The sequence below is a fragment of the Arthrobacter sp. StoSoilA2 genome (assembly GCF_019977195.1).
Classification (GTDB): domain Bacteria; phylum Actinomycetota; class Actinomycetes; order Actinomycetales; family Micrococcaceae; genus Arthrobacter.
Window position 1 is genome coordinate 973,177 of sequence record NZ_AP024643.1, and the last position, 20,191, is coordinate 993,367.

Genomic DNA, 20,191 nt, shown 5'->3' on the forward strand with positions numbered 1-20,191 from the left:
CGCTGGCATGAAGGGAAGTTTGACAGTGGCTGAGGCGATGCCGGAAACCGGAAATGGCCGCGATGACGAAGCCCGTGCGGAGCACGTCTACCAACTTGTGTTGGAGGGAATCGTCACGGGCACCTTCGCACAGGGTGGGCGCTTGCGTGAACGGGAACTCTCCGAGATGTACGGCGTCTCCCGGATCCCCGTCCGCGAAGCCATTCAACGCCTGGAGAAGGATGGCTTCGTGGCCACCTTCCCGCGCCGCGGCGCCGTGGTCCGGCAACTCACGCTCACGGACGTCAACGAGCTCTTCGACGTTCGCCTTTGCTTGGAAACGTTCGCCGCGAGGATGGCTGCCACCCGCGTTGCCGAAGGCCATTCAAGCGGCCGGCTCGAGGAACTGATGGAATCCTCCAACGCCGCCATCGACGAGGATCGCGCAGACGACGTCGCGTTGATCAGTGCCGAGCTCCACGCCGAGATCGTCCGTCTCTCCGGCAACAGGCTGCTCATCGAGTCCGTGCAGCCGCTCTTTGGCCGCATGCGCTGGATCTTCGGACTGGCCCACAACCGCAGCAATGAGCTCCAACGGGACGAACACAAAGAGCTCTGCAACGCCATCCTGAAAGGCCGGCCGGACCTGGCGTACTCGCTGGCGTACACGCACATTGAACTCGGCAGGGAACCTGTACTGGCTGGCCTCGCGGAAACCCTGGAACCCTAAATTAGTCGTCCGCGTCCGGGTATTCGTCCACTTCGTCGTACCGGCCTGACTCCTCCACCTCAACCTCAAGGATCTTGAGCATCTCGGTGTCCGGGTTCAACATGATGGCGGCCTCATCCCTGCGGTGCTGCAGCACAGTGTCCAGATAGGACTGCACAGTCTCAGCCAGCGGGATGTAGCGGTCCTGCTTCTGGCTCATGTACCAGCGGTGCTCCAGGACCTCGTGCACCACTTCAGCCGGTTCCAGCTTGCCGGCAAGGTGCCTGGGGATGGACCGCACGATCGGCTCGAAGATCTGGCTGACCCATGCGTGGGCGCTGATTTCCTCATCCAGTTCAGGGTTGTTGTCTGCCCTGAACTGGTCCATATCGTTCAGCAGCCGCCGGGCCTGGTTCTCCTGGGCATCCAACCCGGTAAGCCGCAGCAAGCGCCTTTGGTGATGGCCGGCGTCGACGACTTTTGGCTGCAGCTGGATGGTTGAACCGTCCGCCGTGGTCTTGATCGCATATTCCTCGACGTCGAAGCCGAGCTCATTGAGCCGGCGGATGCGGGCGCCCACGCGCCAGCGCTCGCCGAGTTCGAAGGATTCCTTCTCCGTCAACTCAGCCCATAGCCTGCGGTAACTGTCCATGATGAGTTCACTGGTAGCCACGGGATCGACCTTTTCCTCGATGAGCCCGCCATCCAGGAGGTCCATCAGTTCGCCGGCGATGTTGACGCGGGCAATCTCGAGATCGTACTCGCGCTGGCCCATGGACAGGTCCGGGTAAAGCTCGCCGGTTTCGGCATCCACAAGGTACGCAGCGAACGCGCCCGCGTCACGACGGAACAGCGTGTTGGAAAGCGAGACATCTCCCCAATAGAAGCCAATGAGGTGCAGGCGGACAAGCAGCAACGCCTGGGCGTCGATGAGACGCGTTAACGTGTCCTTCCGGAGCATCTGCGAGAAAAGCGCCCGGTACGGCATGGAGAACTTCAGATGCCGCGTGACCAGCACCGGGTTCAGCGGCTTGCCGTCCGCGGTGGTCCGGCCAGTGATGACAGCAACCGGCTCCACGCAAGGAACGTCCAGCCGGGCCAGCTTGCGGAGCATGTGGTACTCATGGCGGGCCACGTGCTCCGAGGTTTCCTTGATGGCAATGACCGATCCACCCAAGTGCGCGAAACGCACGATGTGCCGGGAAATACCGCGGGGGAGGGCGGCGAGGTTCTCGGCCGGCCAGTCCTCAAGGGCAATGTGCCACGGCAGGTCCAACAACTCCGGATCCGCCGCGGCGGCAGTGATGTTAAGGGAACCGATAACGCTGGCCGGTGGTGCTGTGTCCTGCGCGCTGGCCGCCTCAGTCCGGGGGAGCTTGCCGATCTGCCCGTAGTCGGTCGGTTCGTCGTGCCACTGGGCTCCGTTTTGCTCGCTCATGCCTCAATTGTTCCGTACTCGCCGGTGTTGGCGTTCATTGCTGGGGGAAAGGGAGATTCGGGCATCGCGGACCACTGGACGTCCGGTGCTGCCTGGAAGGTGACGCCCTGCCTTGTGAGGCGCTCACCCAAGGCGCCAAGCCGACGTCGGAAGTCACCAAGGTCCCGCGCGTCCTGGGCCGACCACGCCACTTCCGCCAGGGAAACTGCCCTGGGGTACATGAGCCAGTAGGCCTGTTGGTTGTTCCGGACCGTCTCCGTCCACAACGGGCCTTCGACGCCCAGGATCCTGTCATCTTGCACGCCCCCTTGGGCGGGATTCCAGTCGTAGTACTCGGCCCACGTGAAAGGCCCACCGTCCACCCACTCAAGGCCGACGGGACTCGTTGCTTCATACTTCTGGTCCAGGTACGTGTTTGCCGCAGGGGACATGATCATCAAGGACCCCGTGGACTCTGCCTTCTGAACCAAAGGGGGGAGGTCGCCGAACCAATACTGCACGACGTCGCCCTCACGGAGGTCCACGGCGGCGTACTCGTTCCAACCCACCACTTTCTTGCCGGTCTCGGCGGCGATGCGGGCGAACTCCTGCGTCATGCTGACGTAATGCTCGTGATCCGTTACCAACGCTTCGTCACCCCCGATGTGCAGGTAGGGGCCGATCGTCATGGCCGCCATTTGTTCAAGGACTTCCCTGACGAACTCATACGTCACAGGAAGGGCTGCATCCAGCGTCGACCAGCCCACTGCTGCCGAGGTACTCATGCTTGCCGCATGGCCGTCCGGGTTGAGCTGCGGTATGGCTGCAAGGGCCGCATTGACGTGGCCTGGCAGATCGATTTCCGGGACCACCAGCACGTTCCTGGCAGCGGCGTATTCCTGGATCTCCCGGAGGTCCTGCTGGGTATAGAACCCCTCCCGGCCGCGGACTGGTGCGGCTGTGGGGAACTCCACCGCGCCTGCTCCGCCGATTTCCGTGAGCTTGCCATAATCCAGGCCCGATGGATTTTCCTCCGGCGTTCGGATCTCAATACGCCATGCCTGGTCATCCGTAAGGTGCAGATGCAGGGCATTGAGCTTGAACTGGGTCATGACATCTATCTGCTCCTTCACCTCTTCAACGGTGAAAAAGTTCCGGGCGACGTCGAGCATGAGTCCGCGATAGGCGAACCTGGGCGCGTCCTTAATCACGACGGCGGGAATCACCCAGGTGCCGCCGGTCGCGTCGTACGAATCCGTGCTGTTCGAATCCGTGTTGTTCGTATCGTCCGCACCGGTGAGGGAGTGTTCAATAGCAGGCGGGAACAACTGGCGGAGCGTTTGGACTGCGTTGAAGAGGCCAGCGGGGGTTGTTGCCGCGAGGCGTGCACCGGCATCGGTGACAGTCAGCTGATAAGCTTCCGGACCGCCGTCGAGCGTTTCCACGAACTCCAGGGCGATGTCTCCGGCGTCGGCTGTCCCGACGACGGGAAGAGCGAAACCTGTGCCGCGGCGAAGCAGCACCGCCAGCTGCTCCGCGACCGGGACGGCTGCCTCGCTTGCCGCGATCCGGGCCGTAGGGGCAAGCGTGAAGCCCTGACCGTCCGATGGCGCGACGTGTACGGGCCGGGGGATCAGGTTGTCCGTGGTGTTCATGCCGTTCTTTCTGCGGAAAGGTTAACGCGAGAGCGGCCCGACCGGAAGGGGTCGGGCCGCTGTCACAGTGCGGATACTTCTGGTGGCTGGGCCCACGCCGGCAGGGTTCCCTGGCCGAAGCGGAGCGAGGTTAGGGTGCCGGTGGGGATTAGTCGCCCAGGCGCAGGCCTGTCTTGGTGTCGAACAGGTGCACGTGGCCGGACTGCGGACGAACGAAGATGGACTCGCCCTTCATCGGGGGGCGGCGGCCGTCAACGCGGGCAACGATGTCGTGGCTCTTGCCATCCAGGATGGTGTGGCCGTAGACATAGGCATCGGCGCCGAGTTCTTCGACGACGTCAACCTCAACCTGAAGGCCTTCGCCGTTGCCGACCGTCTCGAGGTCTTCCGGACGTGAACCAACAGTAACCGTCTGTCCGTGTGCCTCTTCGAGGACGTCGCGCTTGACCGGGTAAACCGTGCCACCGAACTGGACGCCGCCGTCGACGACCGGCAGTTCCAGCAGGTTCATGGCGGGGGAGCCGATGAAGCCTGCAACGAAGACGTTCTGCGGGCGGTCGTAAAGGTTGCGCGGGGTGTCAACCTGCTGGAGCAGGCCGTCCTTGAGGACTGCGACGCGGTCACCCATGGTCATTGCCTCGACTTGGTCGTGCGTCACGTAAACCGTGGTGACGCCGAGGCGGCGGGTCAGGGACGCGATCTGCGTACGGGTCTGGACACGGAGCTTGGCGTCAAGGTTGGAAAGGGGCTCGTCCATGAGGAAGACCTGGGGATTACGGACGATTGCACGGCCCATGGCAACACGCTGGCGCTGACCACCGGAGAGTGCCTTCGGCTTGCGGTCCAGGTACTGCTCGAGGTCAAGAAGCTTGGCGGCTTCGCGAACACGCTCGGCGCGCTCTTCCTTGGAGACGCCTGCAATCTTCAGCGCGAAGCCCATGTTGTCCGCAACAGTCATGTGCGGGTAGAGAGCGTAGTTCTGGAAGACCATTGCGATGTCGCGGTCCTTCGGCGGAACATCCGTGACGTCGCGGTCACCGATCAGAATGCGGCCGGCGTTCACATCCTCGAGACCTGCGAGCATGCGCAGGGAGGTGGACTTACCGCAACCGGAGGGTCCAACGAGGACCAGGAATTCGCCATCTGCGATGTCGATGTTGAGTTTGTCGACGGCGGGCTTGTCTGTGCCCGGGTACAGACGCGTAGCGTTATCAAAAGTAACTGTAGCCACAGTTATCAATCCCTTCACCGGCAGGTACGTGCCGGACGATCCGTTGTGAATGGTTCATTTTCTTCAGTTGAACTCCCCGGCCATTGGCCGGGGAGGATCGTGTGACGTCGCACGGTACTGTGCGTCACATCACGTTCAAGAGTATGTCAGACTTTTGGATTTACTGCGCAAATGTTACGAACGTCACATGTGACGTTGGTCCCGCTCATGCTTTCCAGTGACGGGCTCATGCTTGCGCAGTGACTCGGCGGCGCTCCCGCAGGAGTGCTTCCAGCAGTTCCGCAACCTGCACCGGGGCTTCCACCCGGTACTCGGCCTGGGTGAAATCCAAGCCCACCTTGATGCCGACGTCGTCGCCCATCAGCCGGCCCAAGGCATCCTCATCGGTCACATCGTCGCCGGCGAACAGAATGGCCGTGGCGCCGGTCGCTTGACGGAGGAACTCCACTGCCTCGCCCTTGGAAGCCTTGACAACGGAGGTCTCCAGCACGCGTTTGCCCGTCTTTACGTACACGCCAGGATGTTCGCGCAGAACCCGCATGGCGGCCTCGACTGCATCTTCCGCAACGTCGTCGTCGGCAAGCCGTGTGTGAAGGACGACTCCGGCGGGTTTGTCCTCGAGCAACGTCCCTGGCGCGATATCGACGATGCCGGCCAGGACGTCGCGTACCGAAGCGAGCCGTGCACGTTGTTCATCATCCAACTCCAGGCCCACGGACCCTTCGCCCAGCCATACCTCCGCGCCGTGGCTGCCAATCAGCAACGTGTTCACAGGAGGCGAGGCGACCAGGCGCAAACTGTCCAGGGCGCGCCCGGAGATGAGTGCCGTCGTCGTGCGCGGCAGTTCAGCCAGGGCTTCCAAAGCCGCAGCCGATCGCGGAAGGGGCCGGGCGTCACCAGCATGGTCCACGATTGGGGAGAGGGTGCCGTCGAAATCCAAGGCCACCAGGAGTTGGTCCGTGCCAGCGATACGCCGGATGGCGTCCAATAGTTCCGGGGACAAAGACAGGGGCGTCTGCTCAGCTGTCATCGCGCACCACCTTCTCCTCGAGGGCGGCCAGGAACTCCGCCGACCAATGATCGACGTCGTGGTCCAGGATCTGCTTCCGCATCAGCTTCATGCGGCGGCGGGCTTCCTTGGGGGAGAGGTTAACGGCCCGGAGAATGGCCGATTTAAGGCCATCGATGTCGTGCGGGTTGATCAGCAGCGCCTGCTTCAATTGGTCGGCAGCGCCGGCGAACTCACTCAGGACCAGCGCGCCGTCGTCCTCGGAACGGGCCGTCACGTATTCCTTGGCCACCAGGTTCATGCCGTCGCGCAGCGCCGTCACCAGCATGACGTCCGCGGCGAGGTACAGCGCCACCATTTCCTCAACGGGGTAGCTGTGGTGCAGGTAGCGGACTGCTGTGTTCTGGATGGTGTCGTAGGTGCCATTGATATGGCCGACGGTGCCCTCGATTTCTTCGCGCAGAAGCCGGTACTGCTCCACGCGTTCCCGGCTGGGGCTCGCTACCTGTATCAGGGTGGCGTCCTCCACCTTGATGCTGCCCTCACGCAGGAGTTCCTCGAAGGCCTTCAGGCGGTGGCCGATGCCCTTGGTGTAGTCCAGGCGGTCCACGCCAAGAAGGATGGTCTTCGGGTTGCCCAGGTCCTTGCGGATCTGCTTGGCCCTCTCGATGATGTCCGGCCTCCCGGCCAACTCGCGGATCTGGTCCACATCGATGGAAATAGGGAAGGCCTGCGCCCGGGCAATGTGGGTGACCTCGCCGTCCGGGCCCTTGACATGCACTTGCTGCTGCTTGACGCTGGCGCCCAGGAAGCGGCGGGCAGAGCGCATGAAGTTGCCGGCATCGCTGGGACGCTGGAAGCCCAGCAGGTCCGCACCCAGCAGGCCATCAATGATCTCGCGGCGCCACGGCAGCTGGGCGAAGATCTCCGGAGGCGGGAAGGGAATGTGGTTGAAGAAGCCGATTTTCAGGTCCGGCCGTGCCTCGCGGAGCATGCGGGGAACCAACTGGAGCTGGTAGTCCTGGACCCACACCGTTGCGCCGTCGGCGGCATGGCGGATGACGGCGTCGGCGAACTTCTTATTTACCTGGCGGTACGAATCCCACCACGTGCGGTGGAATTCCGGCGGGGCGATGACATCGTGGTACAGCGGCCAGATGGTCGCATTGGAGAAGCCCTCGTAGTACAGCTCGACATCGTGGCTGCTCAACTGGACCGGGACAAGATCCATCGCTTCGTGGCTGAAAGGGCGCACGGTTTCATCCGGGGCGCCATGCCAGCCCACCCACGCGCCGTCGGACTTTGTCATCATCGGTGCAAGCGCGGTAACCAGGCCGCCGGGTGAGCGTCGCCAGCCCCCGCCACCATCGCCGTTGCCATCGCTGCTGCAGCGATCGACGGGCAGGCGGTTGGACACCACCATGAAGTCGAACTTGCTCGCCGTTGGCTTCCTGGTGGGAGAGGCCCTAACGCCGTCTTCCGTCTTGAGTTTTTCGCTTGCCAAATCCTGCATTACTGCTCCCTGGGGTTGCTGTGACTCACCTCCCAGCCTACCGGCGGAATCATAGAGGGCGGTTGATCGTTCAACGACCGGGTCATTGCGTGCGCGCCGAATCTTCAAGTTTGCTCCCGTAAACTGACCCCGTTGCCCTAGCTATGCACTACCGACGTCGAGTAATCCGAGGAACTGATGAGCCCCGCAAACGAACCCCGCCTCTCCAAGGCTGAACGCACCGCCCAGGCACGGGAGAAAGCGCGCGAAATCCGCGAAGCGCAGCTGAAAAAGGAAAAGCGCAACAAACTCCTGATCGGCTGGGGCATTGTGGTCGCCGTTGTCGCGATCCTTGCCGTCATCGCGTTGGTAGTGACCACCAGCATCCAGCAAAGCGCGCCGATCGCCGATCAGGGTCCCACTCCCGCGAATGGCAATGTGCACGGCGGCGTAACATTGCTGGCCAACTCCGACGTCGTAAAGTCCGATGCCTCGTCCGTGAACGTGGCAGACGTCCCTTCGGCTCCGGCAACCAAGCCCGCCACGATCACTGTTCCCGGTGGTGAGCCCGAGGCCGGCAAGCCCGTCAAGGTGATCGCCTACATCGACTTCATCTGCCCGGTTTGCAAGCGGTTTGAGACAACCTACGGGGAGTCGCTCACCAAACTACGCAACGAAGGCAAGATTTCCCTCGAGTACCGTCCCCTTGGCTTCCTGGACCAGCAATCCACCACCAACTACTCCTCACGCGCCGCAAATGCCGCAGCGTGCGTGGTGAACTCTTCGCCTGAGAAGTACGCCGACTTCTTCAACCTCCTCTTCGAACGCCAGCCTTCCGAAGGCAGCGCCGGTATCTCGGACAACGACCTCAAGGCCATGGCCAAGGAGGTAGGTGCAGCGAACATCGACTCCTGCGTGGACAGCAAGCAATACCGGCCCTACGTAAAGGTGGCTACGCAAGAAGCGGCGGCCATCGGCATCACGGGCACCCCCACCGTGTTCATCGACGGCAAGAAGTGGGATGGATCCACCGACCTGAACGCTGAAATCCAGACCGCGGTTGACGCCAAGGGCTAGGTCTTAGGAATTTACGACGGCGGCTGGTCGCCTCGGTTTGTGCCTTGCGCTCAACCTGGGGTGGCTGGCCGCCTTCGTGATTTCCGTGAGGGGGAGGGTCTGGGCTAACCTTATCTAGCGTCGTTTTCGGCGCATGCCTCCTTAGCTCAGTTGGCCAGAGCACCGCTCTTGTAAAGCGGGGGTCGTCGGTTCGAATCCGACAGGGGGCTCCACAAAAATCCGCGGCGCTACCGGGACCAAGTCCGGTAGCGCCGCGGTTTTGCTTTCCCGGAGACTTCCGGATCCCTTCTCCCTGCCATGCGGGAGGGTTTTGTGCGCCGAGATTGTAGTCATTCTTCCGACACCTGCGGACAGGACGGATCGGGGCGGCGTTGTTTTTTCATACACTCCCGACTATCTCAAGTCCAGCGGGCGGCCTGTCAGCACGCATAGACCTGGAATCCCTGCCATTCACGGGCTCGCCGTTGAACGGCTCGTTGCGCGAGCTGCGGTTTCGACGCGCCGAACTGGCGAACTGAAGCGGTACTGGGCCCATCTACGGCACACTCATTCGTGCCTTGCACGGTCTAAGGGACTTCCTCCTGCGGCACCGGGATCCTGCGTTGGCGTTCACGCTGACCCTGCCGAAGTGCCAGCAGCGGAAACAGGAGCACGGAGAGCATGCCGGCTCCAACCAGTGCCGACGAGATTCCGCTTGAAATGAAGCCCTGATCCCTGCCAATGGCCGTGACGGCAACGATGATCGGCAGGCCGGTTGCCCCGAAAAGCATGATGGCCCGTTTCTCGGCAAAAGTGGACCTTGGCGGGGCAGCAAGCATCGACGGCAGGCCCCGGATGATCAGCAGGAGGAGCACGAACAGCGGGACCATTGCCAGGGCTGACGGGCTGGACGTGAGCGCGCCGAGATCGAAATCTATGCCGGTATCGATGAAGAAGATGGGCACCAGGAACCCGAAGGCAACAGCATCGAGTTTGGTCTCGATCACCTTCCGGTCCCGTTCGGGTGCGCGCGCAATGGCCACTTTCCAGAGGACGCCTGCGGCGAATGCCCCCAGCAACATGTCCAGTCCCAGGACCATGCTCAGCACCACGAGCACGGTGAGGATGAACATGATGGAGCGGACAGCGAACTGGCCGCTGGTGTGGAGAGTCCGGGTGACCTGCGAGTGGAAGAGCGTGTGCCTCGCCTTGGAAGCCAGGAAAATCGCAATGCCGGCCAGGAGAACGAATCCGAGAAGCACCGCCGTAGCCGGTCCCAGCTGCCTGCCGCTGAAAAACAGCGAGATTGCAATCAGGGGACCAAACTCACCAGCTGCACCCAATGCCGTGACGGCGATACCCATCGGGGATCTTGATTCACCGGCATCACGAAGAATGGGCAGCAACGCCCCCAACGCCGTGGAGCACAGCGCCACCCCGATGATGACCGCGGCCTCCGGCGTGGGGGCCAACAGAAAGCCCGCCCCAACGCCCGCGGCCAACGAGATCAGCCAACCGGCAGAGGCGCGGATGGCGGGACGGCCCCGGATATCGGAAAAATCGATCTCGTTGCCGGCCACGAAGAAGAGCATCGCCAGCCCGAAATCAGCCAGGGTGTCTGTGAACTGCGTGGATTCGATCCATCCCAACATGCTGGGACCCAGCAGGATTCCCAGGACGATCTCGAATACCACGAGCGGCACTTTGACCACCCGGTCAAGCAAGCGGACCGCCAGGGGCGCCGCCACAGCCAAGAGTGCGATCAGAACCAAGGATGTAGACAAGCCCTGCATCAGCGGTACCTCCGGTACCTCGGCCGCTTCTACCCCGGCCGCTTCGACGGAAAAGTATTCCAAAGCTACCGCCACACCTTCGATGACGCCATGATGCCGGTGTCCCGGTAGGCGGCCAGAGTTATCCACAAGCAGGAAGAAGCGCACGACGCCGGGTCCCGGCCCGCGTTAGTCTGGTTACCTCGGCTGAAGCAAGCGGCCGCAACACCCACTGTGCGGAGCCGTTTTCCAATGTCCGATGATCCAGACCTGGGCGCCCTTGCGGCGTCTTCCTTTTCCCTCCCCAAGCTCCGCCCCGGCCAACTCGCCGCCATGATTACGCTCGCCGGCGGCCGCGACGTCCTGGCCGTCATGCCCACTGGGTACGGCAAATCAGCCACCTACCAAGTGGCAGCCAGGTACCTTTTCAACCAAACCGGGCGCCCCGCCGTCGTGGTTTCTCCCTTGATTGCTTTGCAAGAGGACCAGCTGGACGGACTGAACGGGCAGCTGGGTGATGGCGTTGCCGTCGCCATCAACTCCTCCCGCAGCGACTCGGAAGTGGAAGACGCCTGGGAAGCGGCGGAGTCCGGCAAAGCCACTTTCGTGTTTCTGGCTCCCGAACAGTTGGCCAAACAGGAGACTGTGGACCGGATAGCCAAGCTGGACATCACCCTGTTCGTGGTGGACGAGGCCCACTGCGTCTCCTCTTGGGGCCATGACTTCCGCCCCGACTACCTCGATCTGGGAAATGTCCGCGAACGATTGGGAAACCCTCCGGTTGCAGCCCTTACCGCGACTGCCTCACCTCCAGTACGCGATGAAATTCTCGAACGCCTGGGCATGAAGGATCCGCTGGTTCTGGTCCGTGGCTTTGACCGGCCCAACATCAGTCTGGACGTGGTCCGCCATCAGGAGGACAAAGGCAAGCGACAAGCAGTCCTGGAGCAGGTTTCCACGCTGGCCAGCGGAGGCGAACGGGGCCTTCTGTACGCCGCTACCCGTAAGGACACGGAAAAGTACGCCACCAAATTGGCTAAGGAAGGACTCCGCGCGGAGGCATACCACGCCGGTCGATCCGATGCTGACAGGGAGCGCATCCATGAGCAGTTCCTGGACGATCAGCTGGACGTTGTGGTTGCCACCACGGCTTTCGGCATGGGCATCAACAAACCCAATGTGCGGTTCGTCGTGCATGCCGACATTCCGGAATCCCTGGACGCCTACTATCAGGAAATCGGCCGTTCCGGACGAGACGGTGAACCAGCCGCTGCCACACTGCATTACCGCGAAGAGGATCTTGGCCTGCGGAAATTCTTCGGCACGCATTCACCGGACCCGGATTCGCTCCTGGCAGTCCTGAAGATCCTGAAAGCCGCAGGCGCTCCTGCCCCCAAGAGCGCGCTCGCGGAGCTGACCGGATTCCCTGCGCGGCGCCTCACCGGGCTCGTCAACCAGTTGGAGGAAGCCGGCGCTGTCACCACAGGCAAGCGCGGCATTCGCCTGGCATCCAAAGCCAAACTCCCGGCCCTGGTGGCACGCGCCGTCGAACTGGCCGAGGCCCGGCAGCGGGTTGACCAGTCCCGGCTGACGATGATGCGCGCCTATGCGGAGACGGACAGCTGCCGACGGCAGTTTCTGTTGGGCTATTTCGGTGAGGAACTTTCGGAGCCGTGCGGCAATTGTGATGTGTGCGCCGCTGCTTCCGGGGCTGTCGATGGCAACTCAAAGCGTCAAAGCCCAAATGAACAGCGGGCTGGCGAAAGCGACCCATTCCCGCTGCAGTCCGCTGTGATTCACAAGGAATGGGGGCCGGGTCTGGTGATGAGGCATGAGGACGACGTCATCACCGTCTTGTTCGAGCAGGAAGGGTACAAGACTCTCTCCCGCAGGGCAGTCGTGGAACACGAACTGCTGAAGCCTGCATAGCGCTACGAGGCTCAGTGTTTCAGGTGTTCAGCTCCAGCATCAGGGCGGGCAACTCGTCGGCAAGTTCGCGCGCAAGGAACCCGAGTGGGCCCAGTTTGCTGGCCAAACGGTCGGCTGCGGCGGCGTGCAGGTGGGTTCCCCAGCAGGCAGCCTGCGCGCCGGTGGTCCCACGCGCCCGGAGACCGGTGATGGCACCGGCCAGTACGTCTCCACTGCCTGAGGTACCCAAACCTCCGTACCCGGTGGTGATCTTCCACAGTTCAGGGTCCCCGGGGTCTTCTCCATGTGGGCGTGCGATCACGCCCTGGCAGCTAACCACTGCACCGTACTGTTCGGCGACGGCGGCAACGTCGGTTTCGAGGTGGTTTACGTCCTGTCCCAGCAGGACTCCAGCCTCAGTCGGGTTGGGAGTGAGGATCAACCGGCCCCGCCAGGGTTCCAACATCCCCTTTAGCTTCACCAGTCCGCCGAGGGCGAAGGCGTCCAGGACAACGGCCGGCCCTTCGCCTTTGAGTTCCTCCCGCTCCAACAACCTGGCGAGCAATTCCCCTGCCAAGTCCGAATCATCCAGGCCGGGCCCGACCAACACTGCGTCTGCCCGTTCCAAGTTCCTTGAGATGACGTCCAGCCCCTCACCGGTAACGGACCCATCGGCAGTTTCCGGCAGGCCCACCGCCCCGCACTCCGGGAACGCGACTCCCACCTGCACGGCCACCGATTCGGCCACAGCCAACGTAATCTTTCCGGCCCCCGCGCGGAGGGCGGCGATGCCGGCCAGGACGGTGGCGCCCGGAGTGGTTCGTGCACCGCCGATGATCAGAACAGCGCCGCGTGAATATTTATCTTCGCCAGGAGCGGGCAGCGGCCACTCACGCAGAAGCGATGGCGTCACTTGCGTGGGGCCGGGAGTGCCGTGGAAATCACTGTGGGTGGACACTGGCATCTCCGGCATGCTCGGTGACCGTGACGCCCTGTTCGGTGAGATGATCGGCCACGTTGAAGCTCTCGAGCATCCATGGTCCAGCGCCAGAGGGGCGCACGTACCGGGTAATTGATGCGTTCAGCACCGTTGTGCTGGCGGCGAGATCCAGGATCTCGCGCTCGGACATCCCCTCCAGGACGTATCGGACCAGCAGGATCACTGCATCATGGCAAACGAGCATTACACGGTGTCCTCTTCCCAGATTGTTGAGCTCGTCCAGGACGGATCGCAGGCGAAGCGCGACGTCAGCCCAGGATTCACCTCCGGGTGGCCTGTAGAACAGCTTGCCCAGCCAGAGGCGCCGCTCGGCCTCATCGGGGTAACGCGTTTCCACGCCTAAGCGGGTGAGTCTGTCCAAAATGCCCAATTCCCGGTCGCGGAGGCGTTCATCCGTGTGGACTTTCAGGGGCCAGCCAGCTGTTTGAACAGCAATTTCCGCTGTCTGAAGGGCGCGTGCATAGGGGGAGGAGACCACCGTGTCCGGGCGGAACTCCTCCGCAATCCGGGACAGCGCAGTTCCCAATGCCTTGGCCTGATCCTGGCCGGTATCCGATAGGTTGACGTCCGGGTCCCTGGCGGGGACGTCAATGACCTCAGCCCGCGCCAGGCGGGCTTCCGTCGCGGCTACGTTGCCTTCACTTTCTCCATGCCGGACCAGCAGCAACTCAACAGCCCCGGCTTCCTGCACAGCCTCTGTCAGTTGCCTTGCCTTTGTCCGCTCGTCGTCGTTCAAAAAAACCAACTCCTTCGCGCGCGCTTGCCGAATGCAGAACACTACTCACTGCGTACCCACGGGACCAGAGAATAAACGCACGACGGCGAGCTACCGTCCCTGCGTTGGCCGTCCACCCGCCGTCGAGCCTGAAAGACATTAGGGGACCGTCCGGTACTGTTGCCCGAACCCATGGTGAAGTAAGTTGCTCGCATGGAGGACTCATACCAAGTCATCGTGGTGGGTGCCGGATTTGCAGGCGTCGCGGCAGCCAAAAAACTCGGACGCAAGGGCGTACGCGTCCTGTTGATTGACTCGAACAACTACCACCAGTTCCAGCCGCTCCTTTATCAACTGGCTACTTCCCAGATCGGGGTTTCAGCCATCACGCGGCCGCTGCGCTCCGTTTTCCGCCGCTATAAGACCGTCAAAATCCTGACGGCGGGTGTTGCCTCCATTGATGCCGCGCAACGGTCAGTCACTACCGCCGATGGCGTGACTTTGCGGGCGGACATCCTGGTCATTGCGGTAGGTGCCGTTCCCAACTTCTTCAACACACCAGGTGCCGGGGAACATGCTTTTCCGTTGTACTCCGTCACCGACGCCACCAGGCTGGGCACCGCCATTACGCGGCTGCTGGATGAGGCCGACAGAAGCTCAGAAGGCATGGTAGACGTGGTGGTAGTGGGAGGAGGACCCACCGGCGTGGAGACCGCCGGGGCCATGGCAGAAAACGTGAAATACATGGTCCGCAAGTACTTCTCTCCCGAGCTCGCCGCCCGCTGCCGCGTGCACCTGGTGGACATGGTGCCCAGCGTGTTGAACATGTTCTCCACGAGGTCGCAGCGGTACGCCACCGAACGTCTTGGGAAGGTGGGCGTCCAGCTGCATATGGGAGTGGGCGTTACCGAAGTGCGAACAGATGGTGTGGCGCTGGCTGACGGGAGCTTCGTCCCCGCGCAGATCGTCGTTTGGGCAGGCGGTCTGAAAGCAGGAGACCTCATCAGCACTTCGGGACTGACACAGGGCAAAGGTGGGCGCGTCGATGTTCGTCCGGACCTGACCGCCCCGGATGTGGATGGTGTCTACGTCATCGGTGATGCAGCGAACATCACCGATTCCACTGGCGCAAAGTTGCCACAGCTTGGCTCGGTAGCCCAACAATCGGGAAAGTGGGCGGCAGCCAATATCCTTGCAGACCTGACTGGCGGAAGCCGTACTCCCTTCCGCTACGTTGATAAGGGTTATATGGCCATGGTGGGCCGCGGTGCCGCAGTAGCAGAACTGGGCCGCAAGCGAATCCAGTTGCAGGGCCTTTTCGCTTTCTTGTCCTGGCTTCTGGTCCATCTGGCCCTCTTGTCCGGGGTCCAGCAGAAAGTCCGTGCACTATTTTCCTGGCTCAATGGATACCTCCTGCACAGCCCCGCGCAGGTGGTGGTCAGTGGGCCAACCGAGAAGGAGCTCCCTATGCGGACACTTCCCGAAGTACGTCCGGCCCCATCGACCGATACGGGTCTGGAAAAGGAATAGGCTCACCCGGAGGTGGAACGCGCCCTCTGAACGAAATGTGCCACTAATCCCCACGCCACCAGAAGGAAGCCACAGGATCCCAACGGGGACGGGTTGATTGGTATGGCCAACAGCATCAGCAGCACTCCAACGGCGACAGCAAGAACGTGGCGGGCCCGCGGTTCATAGGGGCGACGCGCCGGGATTCCTGATTCCAGTTGACGGGCCAAGTCCGGATCCTGGATAAAAAGTTCCCGTTCGAGTTGCTGCAGCACCCTGCGCTCCCGTTCGTTTAGGTGCATGGTTGTCCCTCCCATGTAGAGCTAAGGCTCCTCGGTGCGATCGGTGAGCCAACCGGTTCCTTCAAGGAATTCCAGCGGCACAATAAGCTAAGCATGCTTACTAAATGCTCCGCAAGGAAAATTTTCCGGACCTTCATTCCGGGCCGCGTCCACTTGGGGGACTGGCTACGATGGCAAGTAGGTACCCCGATCAAGGAGCACAATGTCACTGAAAGATCGCCTCAAAGAAGACGTCGTAGGCCACATGAAGGCGGGCAACAAGACAGCGCTCACCACCGTGCGGAATGTCCTGGGCGAGATCACCACCCGCGAGAAATCGGGCAAAACGCCCATCGAGTTGGACGATGCGCAGGTTACGTCACTGCTTCAAAAGGAAGCTGCCAAGCGCCGCGATACCGCACGCATCTATACCGAAGCCGGGGAAGCAGACAGGGCAGCCGCCGAAGTTGCGGAGGCTGAGATCATCGAGGCGTACCTCCCCAAGGCCCTCAGCCGGGAAGAAGTAGAGGGCATCGTCGACGAAACCATCGCAGCTTTGAAAGCCGACGGGCAGGAACTGTCAATGCGTTCCATCGGCGCCGTCATGAAGCCGGTTACGGCCAAGGTTGCAGGACGCTTCGACGGCAAGACCGTCAGTGAGATCGTGCGGGGCCGCCTGGGCTAGGGCCGACTAGGATCCGCTGGCTGGCTCGCCCTCCGGCGAGTCAGCCGTTCCCAAGCAGCCACCGCAAAGTATCGGCATTGCGCACGGCGTTGCCACCGCCGTCGTTGTTGAAGTAGGCGTACACGTCCTTGCCCGTGCTGTTCCACTCACGGATCCGATCCGCCCACCAGCGAAGGTCCTCCTCCGAATACGAGCCCCCGTACAGGTGATGGGGGTCCGGTCCGTGAAGCCGGACGTAAACGAAGGGTGCCGTGGCCCGGAGGATGCACGGCAGATTGGCCCCGCTCATGATGCAGTAGGCGGCCTCGTGGCGTTCAAGCAAGCCGTACACGTCAGGGTGGTCCCAGGTATCGTGCCGGAACTCCACCGCCACACGAATCCAATGCGGCAAGGCTGCCAGGAAGTAATCGAGCCGGGCATCATCGCGGGCGAAATCAGGGGGAAGCTGGACAAGCAGCACAGCTCTTTTGTCACCGAGTTCGTGCCAACAGCGGGTAATGCGCTCCACCCACACTTCAGGGCTGTACAGCTTTTTCCCATGTGTGAGGCCGCGGGGTGCCTTGACCGACATCGCAAATCCAGCCGGCAGGCGATCATGCCAGCTTTTGAATGCGGTGTCCCGCGGCCAGCGATAAAAACTCGCGTTGAGCTCAACAGTGTCGAACCGTGCCACGTAGTGCGCCAGGCGCTTGGCCGTGGGCAGACCCGGCGGGTAGAGCACATTTTCCCAATGGTCGTAGCTCCAGCCGGACGTACCGATGCGGATACTCATGCTGTGGATGGTAGTCCCGGCGAACGCAAAAAATGCGTCATTTCACGCGTCGGGTGGGGCGTCCGGAGGCCACGATCAATGCTCGGATGCTCTTCTGCTCAGGACTTGATCCCAGCCCTGGCAATCAACGCCTGGAGATCTTCGGCAACCTTGGCCACCTCGCGCTGCCGTGCGTTCCGTGTCGACTTGGCCGCGTGCGTGGAGGGCCGGGTGGCGCCGGGAGAAATGCGTGTGCGGGGATCGCGACGGAACGCGCCATCGCGTCCAATCCTTGGATCACGCACGGGGGCGTCGGCGGTGACGCGGCCCTGAAGGGGGTCGTGGAAAAGTGGGAGGTTCATGGTCCATTCCGGGGTATCAGGATGTGAACTTTGATCCTGACATATGCCCGAACGGCGCGATATGGACAGGTGCCTACCTTCACCCTGAACCACTGTGCACATGTCCATGCCGACACTGGGGTACTACCTGGTGGCGGGCTACGCCGTCGTCTCAGCCGTTTGGCCGCGATGTGCCGTCCCCAGTGGTCAGGTAGAGCGTCCGCGAGTGACCGGGGGGATGAGTGGGCCCCATCCTAGCCCCAGAGGGCCTTCCTGAGCAGCGCCTTGAGTTGCGTCGCCTCAGCGTTGCTCAGCGAAGACAGCTGTACTTGCTCGCACGCGTCCAGGGCCGAGCGAGCCTTCGTGTGGATCCGCCGGCCTTCAGCCGTGGAAACGATGATCTTGGCACGCCTGTCCTGCTTGCCCTGAGCGCGTTCCACCAGGCCGCGGTGCTCGAGGTCGTCCACCAGGCTGACTACTTGGCTGGGGTCGAGGCTGAGGAAGTCGGCGAGTTCGCGCTGGGTGGGTTCCAGGCCGCTGCAGGCCAGCGTCAACACTGAGAACGACCTTTCGCGCAACCCGTAGTCCGCCAGCGCCTTGTTGTTGAGGACCGAGCCTGTTGCGTGCAGCTTGGCAAGCAACAAGCCCACGTCGTTGCCGATTTTGGCGGCCGCGAGGCGCGGGGTCTCAACTTCGGTGCTTTGCAGGCCCATGACAACTCCAATAGTAAACAAAATCAATCATTGACTTTTACAATGATCCGTATTCTCATTGATCATGACAAGGATCTCACGACGCAGTGGGATCGGCCCCACCGGCTCCGGCCGGTGACTGCATGCGAAGGAGCACGCCATGAGCTTGAACGGCAAGGTTGCAATTGTTACTGGGAGCGGGCAGGGTCTTGGCCTTGCTTACGCGAGGGAGCTCGCCCGCCAGGGTGCCGCCGTCGTTGTTAATGACGTCAATGCCGGGATGGCGGCGAAGGCCGTCGCACAGATTGAGGCCGACGGCGGCCGGGCCACCGCTGTTGTGGTTCCGGTGGGCACTACGGACGCCGCCAAGGCGCTCGTGGCCGGTGCCGTTGAGGCATTCAGCCGGTTGGACATCCTGGTCACCAATGCCGGCATCCTTCGCGACAAGAGCCTGCTGAAAATGACCGATGAAGACTTTGACCTGGTGATCAACGTCCACCTTCGCGGAACTTTCACGTGCGTCCGGGAAGCATTCGCTTACTTCAAGGAAAACAACATTCCCGGCCGCATCATCACCATCGGCTCCCCGACAGGCCAGCGCGGCACCTTCGGCCAGACCAACTACGCCGCTGCCAAGGCCGGGATCGTGGGCATGGTCCGCACCTGGGCACTGGAAATGAAGAAGGCCGGCGTCACGGTAAACTCCGTGATCCCAGTGGCCGCCACTGCCATGACCAAGACCGTTCCGTACTTCCAGAAGGCCGTGGAGGCGGATGAACGTGGCGAGGCCATGCCGTCGTTCTTCCGTCACGACCTCGGATTCGGAACCGCGGACGACGTCGCCGGGCTGATTGCGTTCCTGGCCTCTGATGAGGCTGCGGGCATCACCGGTCAGGCCATCGGCGCCGGCGGTGACCGGCTTCAGGTCTGGACGCACCCGACCGCGGCAACCACCGAATACCGCGACGGCGGCTGGAGCTACGAGGCGCTGCGCGAAAACGCCGGCTCCCTCTTTGGCGCGGACGCGTTGCAGGGCTACGGCGAGGAATTCCTGCCGTTGCCCGCCGAACTGCAGCCCGAACCAGTACAGGCCCGCTGATCATGACCCGGTACGAACCTGGCATCGACGCCGCCAAGCTCGATGCGATCGACATGCACGTCCACCTTGAGGTGGACAGTTGCGGCCACGGATCGCTTCCGGACGCGCTTACTGAGGCCTCCGCGAAGTACTTCAAGGCCGAGGACCGGACGCCGTCGTTGGACAAGATTGCCGCGATGTACCGCGAACTGAACATGGCCGCCGTCGTCTTTACCGTGGACGCCCGGACCCAGCTCAAGCACGAACCCAACAGCATCCCGGAGCTGATCGCCGGCGCCGCGCGCCACAATGATGTGCTCATTCCGTTCGGCAGCGTTGACCCGCGCACGGGGGAGGACGCAATCGCCGGGGCCAAGCACCAAGCCATTGAGCTTGGAGCCCGCGGCTTCAAGTTCCACCCCTCGCTGCAGGGCTTTGATCCGTCCAACGAGCAGTTCTACCCACTGTGGGAAACGCTGCAGGAACTGGGGCTGCCGACAATTTTCCACACGGGCCAGAACGGCATGGGCGCGGGGCTTCCCGGCGGGTACGGCATCAAGCTGGCATTCTCCAACCCGCTGCTGCTGGATGCTGTGGCGGCGGATTTCCCGGGCCTGCAGATCATCATGGCCCACCCATCGGTGCCCTGGCAGGACGAGGCCAACTCCATCGCCACGCACAAGTCCAACGTGTTTATCGATCTGTCCGGGTGGTCGCCCAAGTACTTCCCGGAGTCCCTGGTTCGCCTTTCAAACTCGGTGCTCCAGGACAAGGTGCTGTTCGGCACGGACTTCCCACTCATCACTCCGCAGAAATGGCTCGGCGCGTTTGAGGATCTTCCCCTGAAGGACGAGGTTCGTCCGAAGATTCTCAAGGAGAACGCTGTCCGGCTGCTCGGTTTGGATGGTTGA

At 62.4% G+C, this 20,191-nt stretch carries 19 protein-coding genes and 1 tRNA gene; 8 read left to right on the plus strand and 12 right to left on the minus strand.

Features of this window, described 5'->3' with window-relative positions; genetic code table 11:
• Positions 1-7: 7 nt before the first annotated feature.
• Positions 8-709, plus strand: coding sequence for a GntR family transcriptional regulator (locus LDN82_RS04595; RefSeq protein ID WP_224166519.1), 702 nt, complete (start codon positions 8-10; stop codon positions 707-709).
• A 1-nt stretch (position 710) separates the two neighbouring features.
• On the opposite strand, the gene LDN82_RS04600 is transcribed toward LDN82_RS04595, so the two are convergent.
• From LDN82_RS04600 to LDN82_RS04620, 5 genes are all read right to left on the minus strand, one after another.
• Complete coding sequence (locus LDN82_RS04600) at positions 711-2,126, minus strand: DUF4032 domain-containing protein (RefSeq protein WP_224166520.1); 1,416 nt, start codon at positions 2,124-2,126, stop codon at positions 711-713.
• Positions 2,123-3,760 carry a beta-N-acetylhexosaminidase gene (locus tag LDN82_RS04605; protein WP_224166521.1) on the minus strand — a complete coding sequence of 546 codons (1,638 nt, stop codon included), beginning with the start codon at positions 3,758-3,760 and terminating at the stop codon, positions 2,123-2,125. The genes LDN82_RS04600 and LDN82_RS04605 overlap by 4 nt, the downstream gene beginning before the upstream one ends.
• Positions 3,761-3,908: 148 nt before the next feature.
• Complete coding sequence (gene ugpC, locus LDN82_RS04610) at positions 3,909-4,991, minus strand: sn-glycerol-3-phosphate ABC transporter ATP-binding protein UgpC (protein ID WP_223935952.1); 1,083 nt, start codon at positions 4,989-4,991, stop codon at positions 3,909-3,911.
• Between the two features lie 226 nt (positions 4,992-5,217).
• Complete coding sequence (otsB, locus tag LDN82_RS04615) at positions 5,218-6,021, minus strand: trehalose-phosphatase (RefSeq protein ID WP_224166522.1); 804 nt, start codon at positions 6,019-6,021, stop codon at positions 5,218-5,220.
• The gene (locus LDN82_RS04620; protein WP_275965182.1) at positions 6,011-7,513 is read right to left on the minus strand and encodes a trehalose-6-phosphate synthase; all 1,503 of its coding nucleotides are present in this window, start codon (positions 7,511-7,513) and stop codon (positions 6,011-6,013) included. The genes otsB and LDN82_RS04620 overlap by 11 nt, the downstream gene beginning before the upstream one ends.
• Positions 7,514-7,690: 177 nt before the next feature.
• Between LDN82_RS04620 and LDN82_RS04625 the strand changes: the two genes are divergently transcribed.
• Positions 7,691-8,569, plus strand: coding sequence for a thioredoxin domain-containing protein (locus LDN82_RS04625; RefSeq protein WP_224166523.1), 879 nt, complete (start codon positions 7,691-7,693; stop codon positions 8,567-8,569).
• A gap of 135 nt (positions 8,570-8,704) precedes the next feature.
• A tRNA-Thr gene (locus LDN82_RS04630) sits at positions 8,705-8,781 on the plus strand.
• Between the two features lie 354 nt (positions 8,782-9,135).
• Here the strand turns inward: LDN82_RS04630 and LDN82_RS04635 are convergent.
• A complete protein-coding gene (locus LDN82_RS04635) occupies positions 9,136-10,404 on the minus strand; it encodes a cation:proton antiporter (RefSeq protein WP_224166524.1) in 1,269 nt (422 codons plus the stop codon).
• A gap of 168 nt (positions 10,405-10,572) precedes the next feature.
• Between LDN82_RS04635 and LDN82_RS04640 the strand changes: the two genes are divergently transcribed.
• A complete protein-coding gene (locus tag LDN82_RS04640) occupies positions 10,573-12,249 on the plus strand; it encodes a RecQ family ATP-dependent DNA helicase (protein WP_224166525.1) in 1,677 nt (558 codons plus the stop codon).
• A 19-nt stretch (positions 12,250-12,268) separates the two neighbouring features.
• Here LDN82_RS04640 and LDN82_RS04645 read toward each other — a convergent pair whose 3' ends face one another.
• Together LDN82_RS04645 and LDN82_RS04650 are read right to left on the minus strand one after the other, a co-directional pair.
• Positions 12,269-13,192: an NAD(P)H-hydrate dehydratase gene (locus LDN82_RS04645; RefSeq protein WP_224166526.1), complete on the minus strand. Its 924-nt coding sequence runs from the start codon at positions 13,190-13,192 to the stop codon at positions 12,269-12,271.
• A complete protein-coding gene (locus LDN82_RS04650; protein ID WP_224093568.1) occupies positions 13,170-13,973 on the minus strand; it encodes a histidine phosphatase family protein in 804 nt (267 codons plus the stop codon). Before LDN82_RS04650 ends, LDN82_RS04645 begins: the two co-directional genes overlap by 23 nt.
• Positions 13,974-14,156: 183 nt before the next feature.
• On the opposite strand from LDN82_RS04650, the gene LDN82_RS04655 reads away from it, so the two are divergent.
• Positions 14,157-15,473 (plus strand): FAD-dependent oxidoreductase, encoded by a 1,317-nt coding sequence (locus tag LDN82_RS04655; protein ID WP_224166527.1) that lies wholly within the window; start codon positions 14,157-14,159, stop codon positions 15,471-15,473.
• 2 nt (positions 15,474-15,475) lie between these two features.
• Here LDN82_RS04655 and LDN82_RS04660 read toward each other — a convergent pair whose 3' ends face one another.
• Complete coding sequence (locus LDN82_RS04660) at positions 15,476-15,769, minus strand: DUF3040 domain-containing protein (RefSeq protein WP_346347109.1); 294 nt, start codon at positions 15,767-15,769, stop codon at positions 15,476-15,478.
• 187 nt (positions 15,770-15,956) lie between these two features.
• Between LDN82_RS04660 and LDN82_RS04665 the strand changes: the two genes are divergently transcribed.
• Complete coding sequence (locus LDN82_RS04665) at positions 15,957-16,418, plus strand: GatB/YqeY domain-containing protein (protein WP_224166529.1); 462 nt, start codon at positions 15,957-15,959, stop codon at positions 16,416-16,418.
• A 40-nt stretch (positions 16,419-16,458) separates the two neighbouring features.
• Here LDN82_RS04665 and LDN82_RS04670 read toward each other — a convergent pair whose 3' ends face one another.
• From LDN82_RS04670 to LDN82_RS04680, 3 genes are all read right to left on the minus strand, one after another.
• Positions 16,459-17,190: a DUF72 domain-containing protein gene (locus tag LDN82_RS04670; protein WP_224166530.1), complete on the minus strand. Its 732-nt coding sequence runs from the start codon at positions 17,188-17,190 to the stop codon at positions 16,459-16,461.
• A 98-nt stretch (positions 17,191-17,288) separates the two neighbouring features.
• Positions 17,289-17,531, minus strand: coding sequence for a hypothetical protein (locus LDN82_RS04675; RefSeq protein ID WP_224166531.1), 243 nt, complete (start codon positions 17,529-17,531; stop codon positions 17,289-17,291).
• 233 nt (positions 17,532-17,764) lie between these two features.
• Positions 17,765-18,223 carry a MarR family winged helix-turn-helix transcriptional regulator gene (locus LDN82_RS04680; protein ID WP_224093591.1) on the minus strand — a complete coding sequence of 153 codons (459 nt, stop codon included), beginning with the start codon at positions 18,221-18,223 and terminating at the stop codon, positions 17,765-17,767.
• Positions 18,224-18,362: 139 nt separating this feature from the next.
• Here LDN82_RS04680 and LDN82_RS04685 point away from each other — a divergent pair, with 139 nt between their 5' ends.
• Entirely contained in the window at positions 18,363-19,301 is a 939-nt protein-coding gene (locus LDN82_RS04685) for an SDR family NAD(P)-dependent oxidoreductase (RefSeq protein WP_224166532.1), read from the plus strand.
• Positions 19,301-20,191 carry an amidohydrolase family protein gene (locus tag LDN82_RS04690; protein WP_275965532.1) on the plus strand — a complete coding sequence of 297 codons (891 nt, stop codon included), beginning with the start codon at positions 19,301-19,303 and terminating at the stop codon, positions 20,189-20,191. The genes LDN82_RS04685 and LDN82_RS04690 overlap by 1 nt, the downstream gene beginning before the upstream one ends.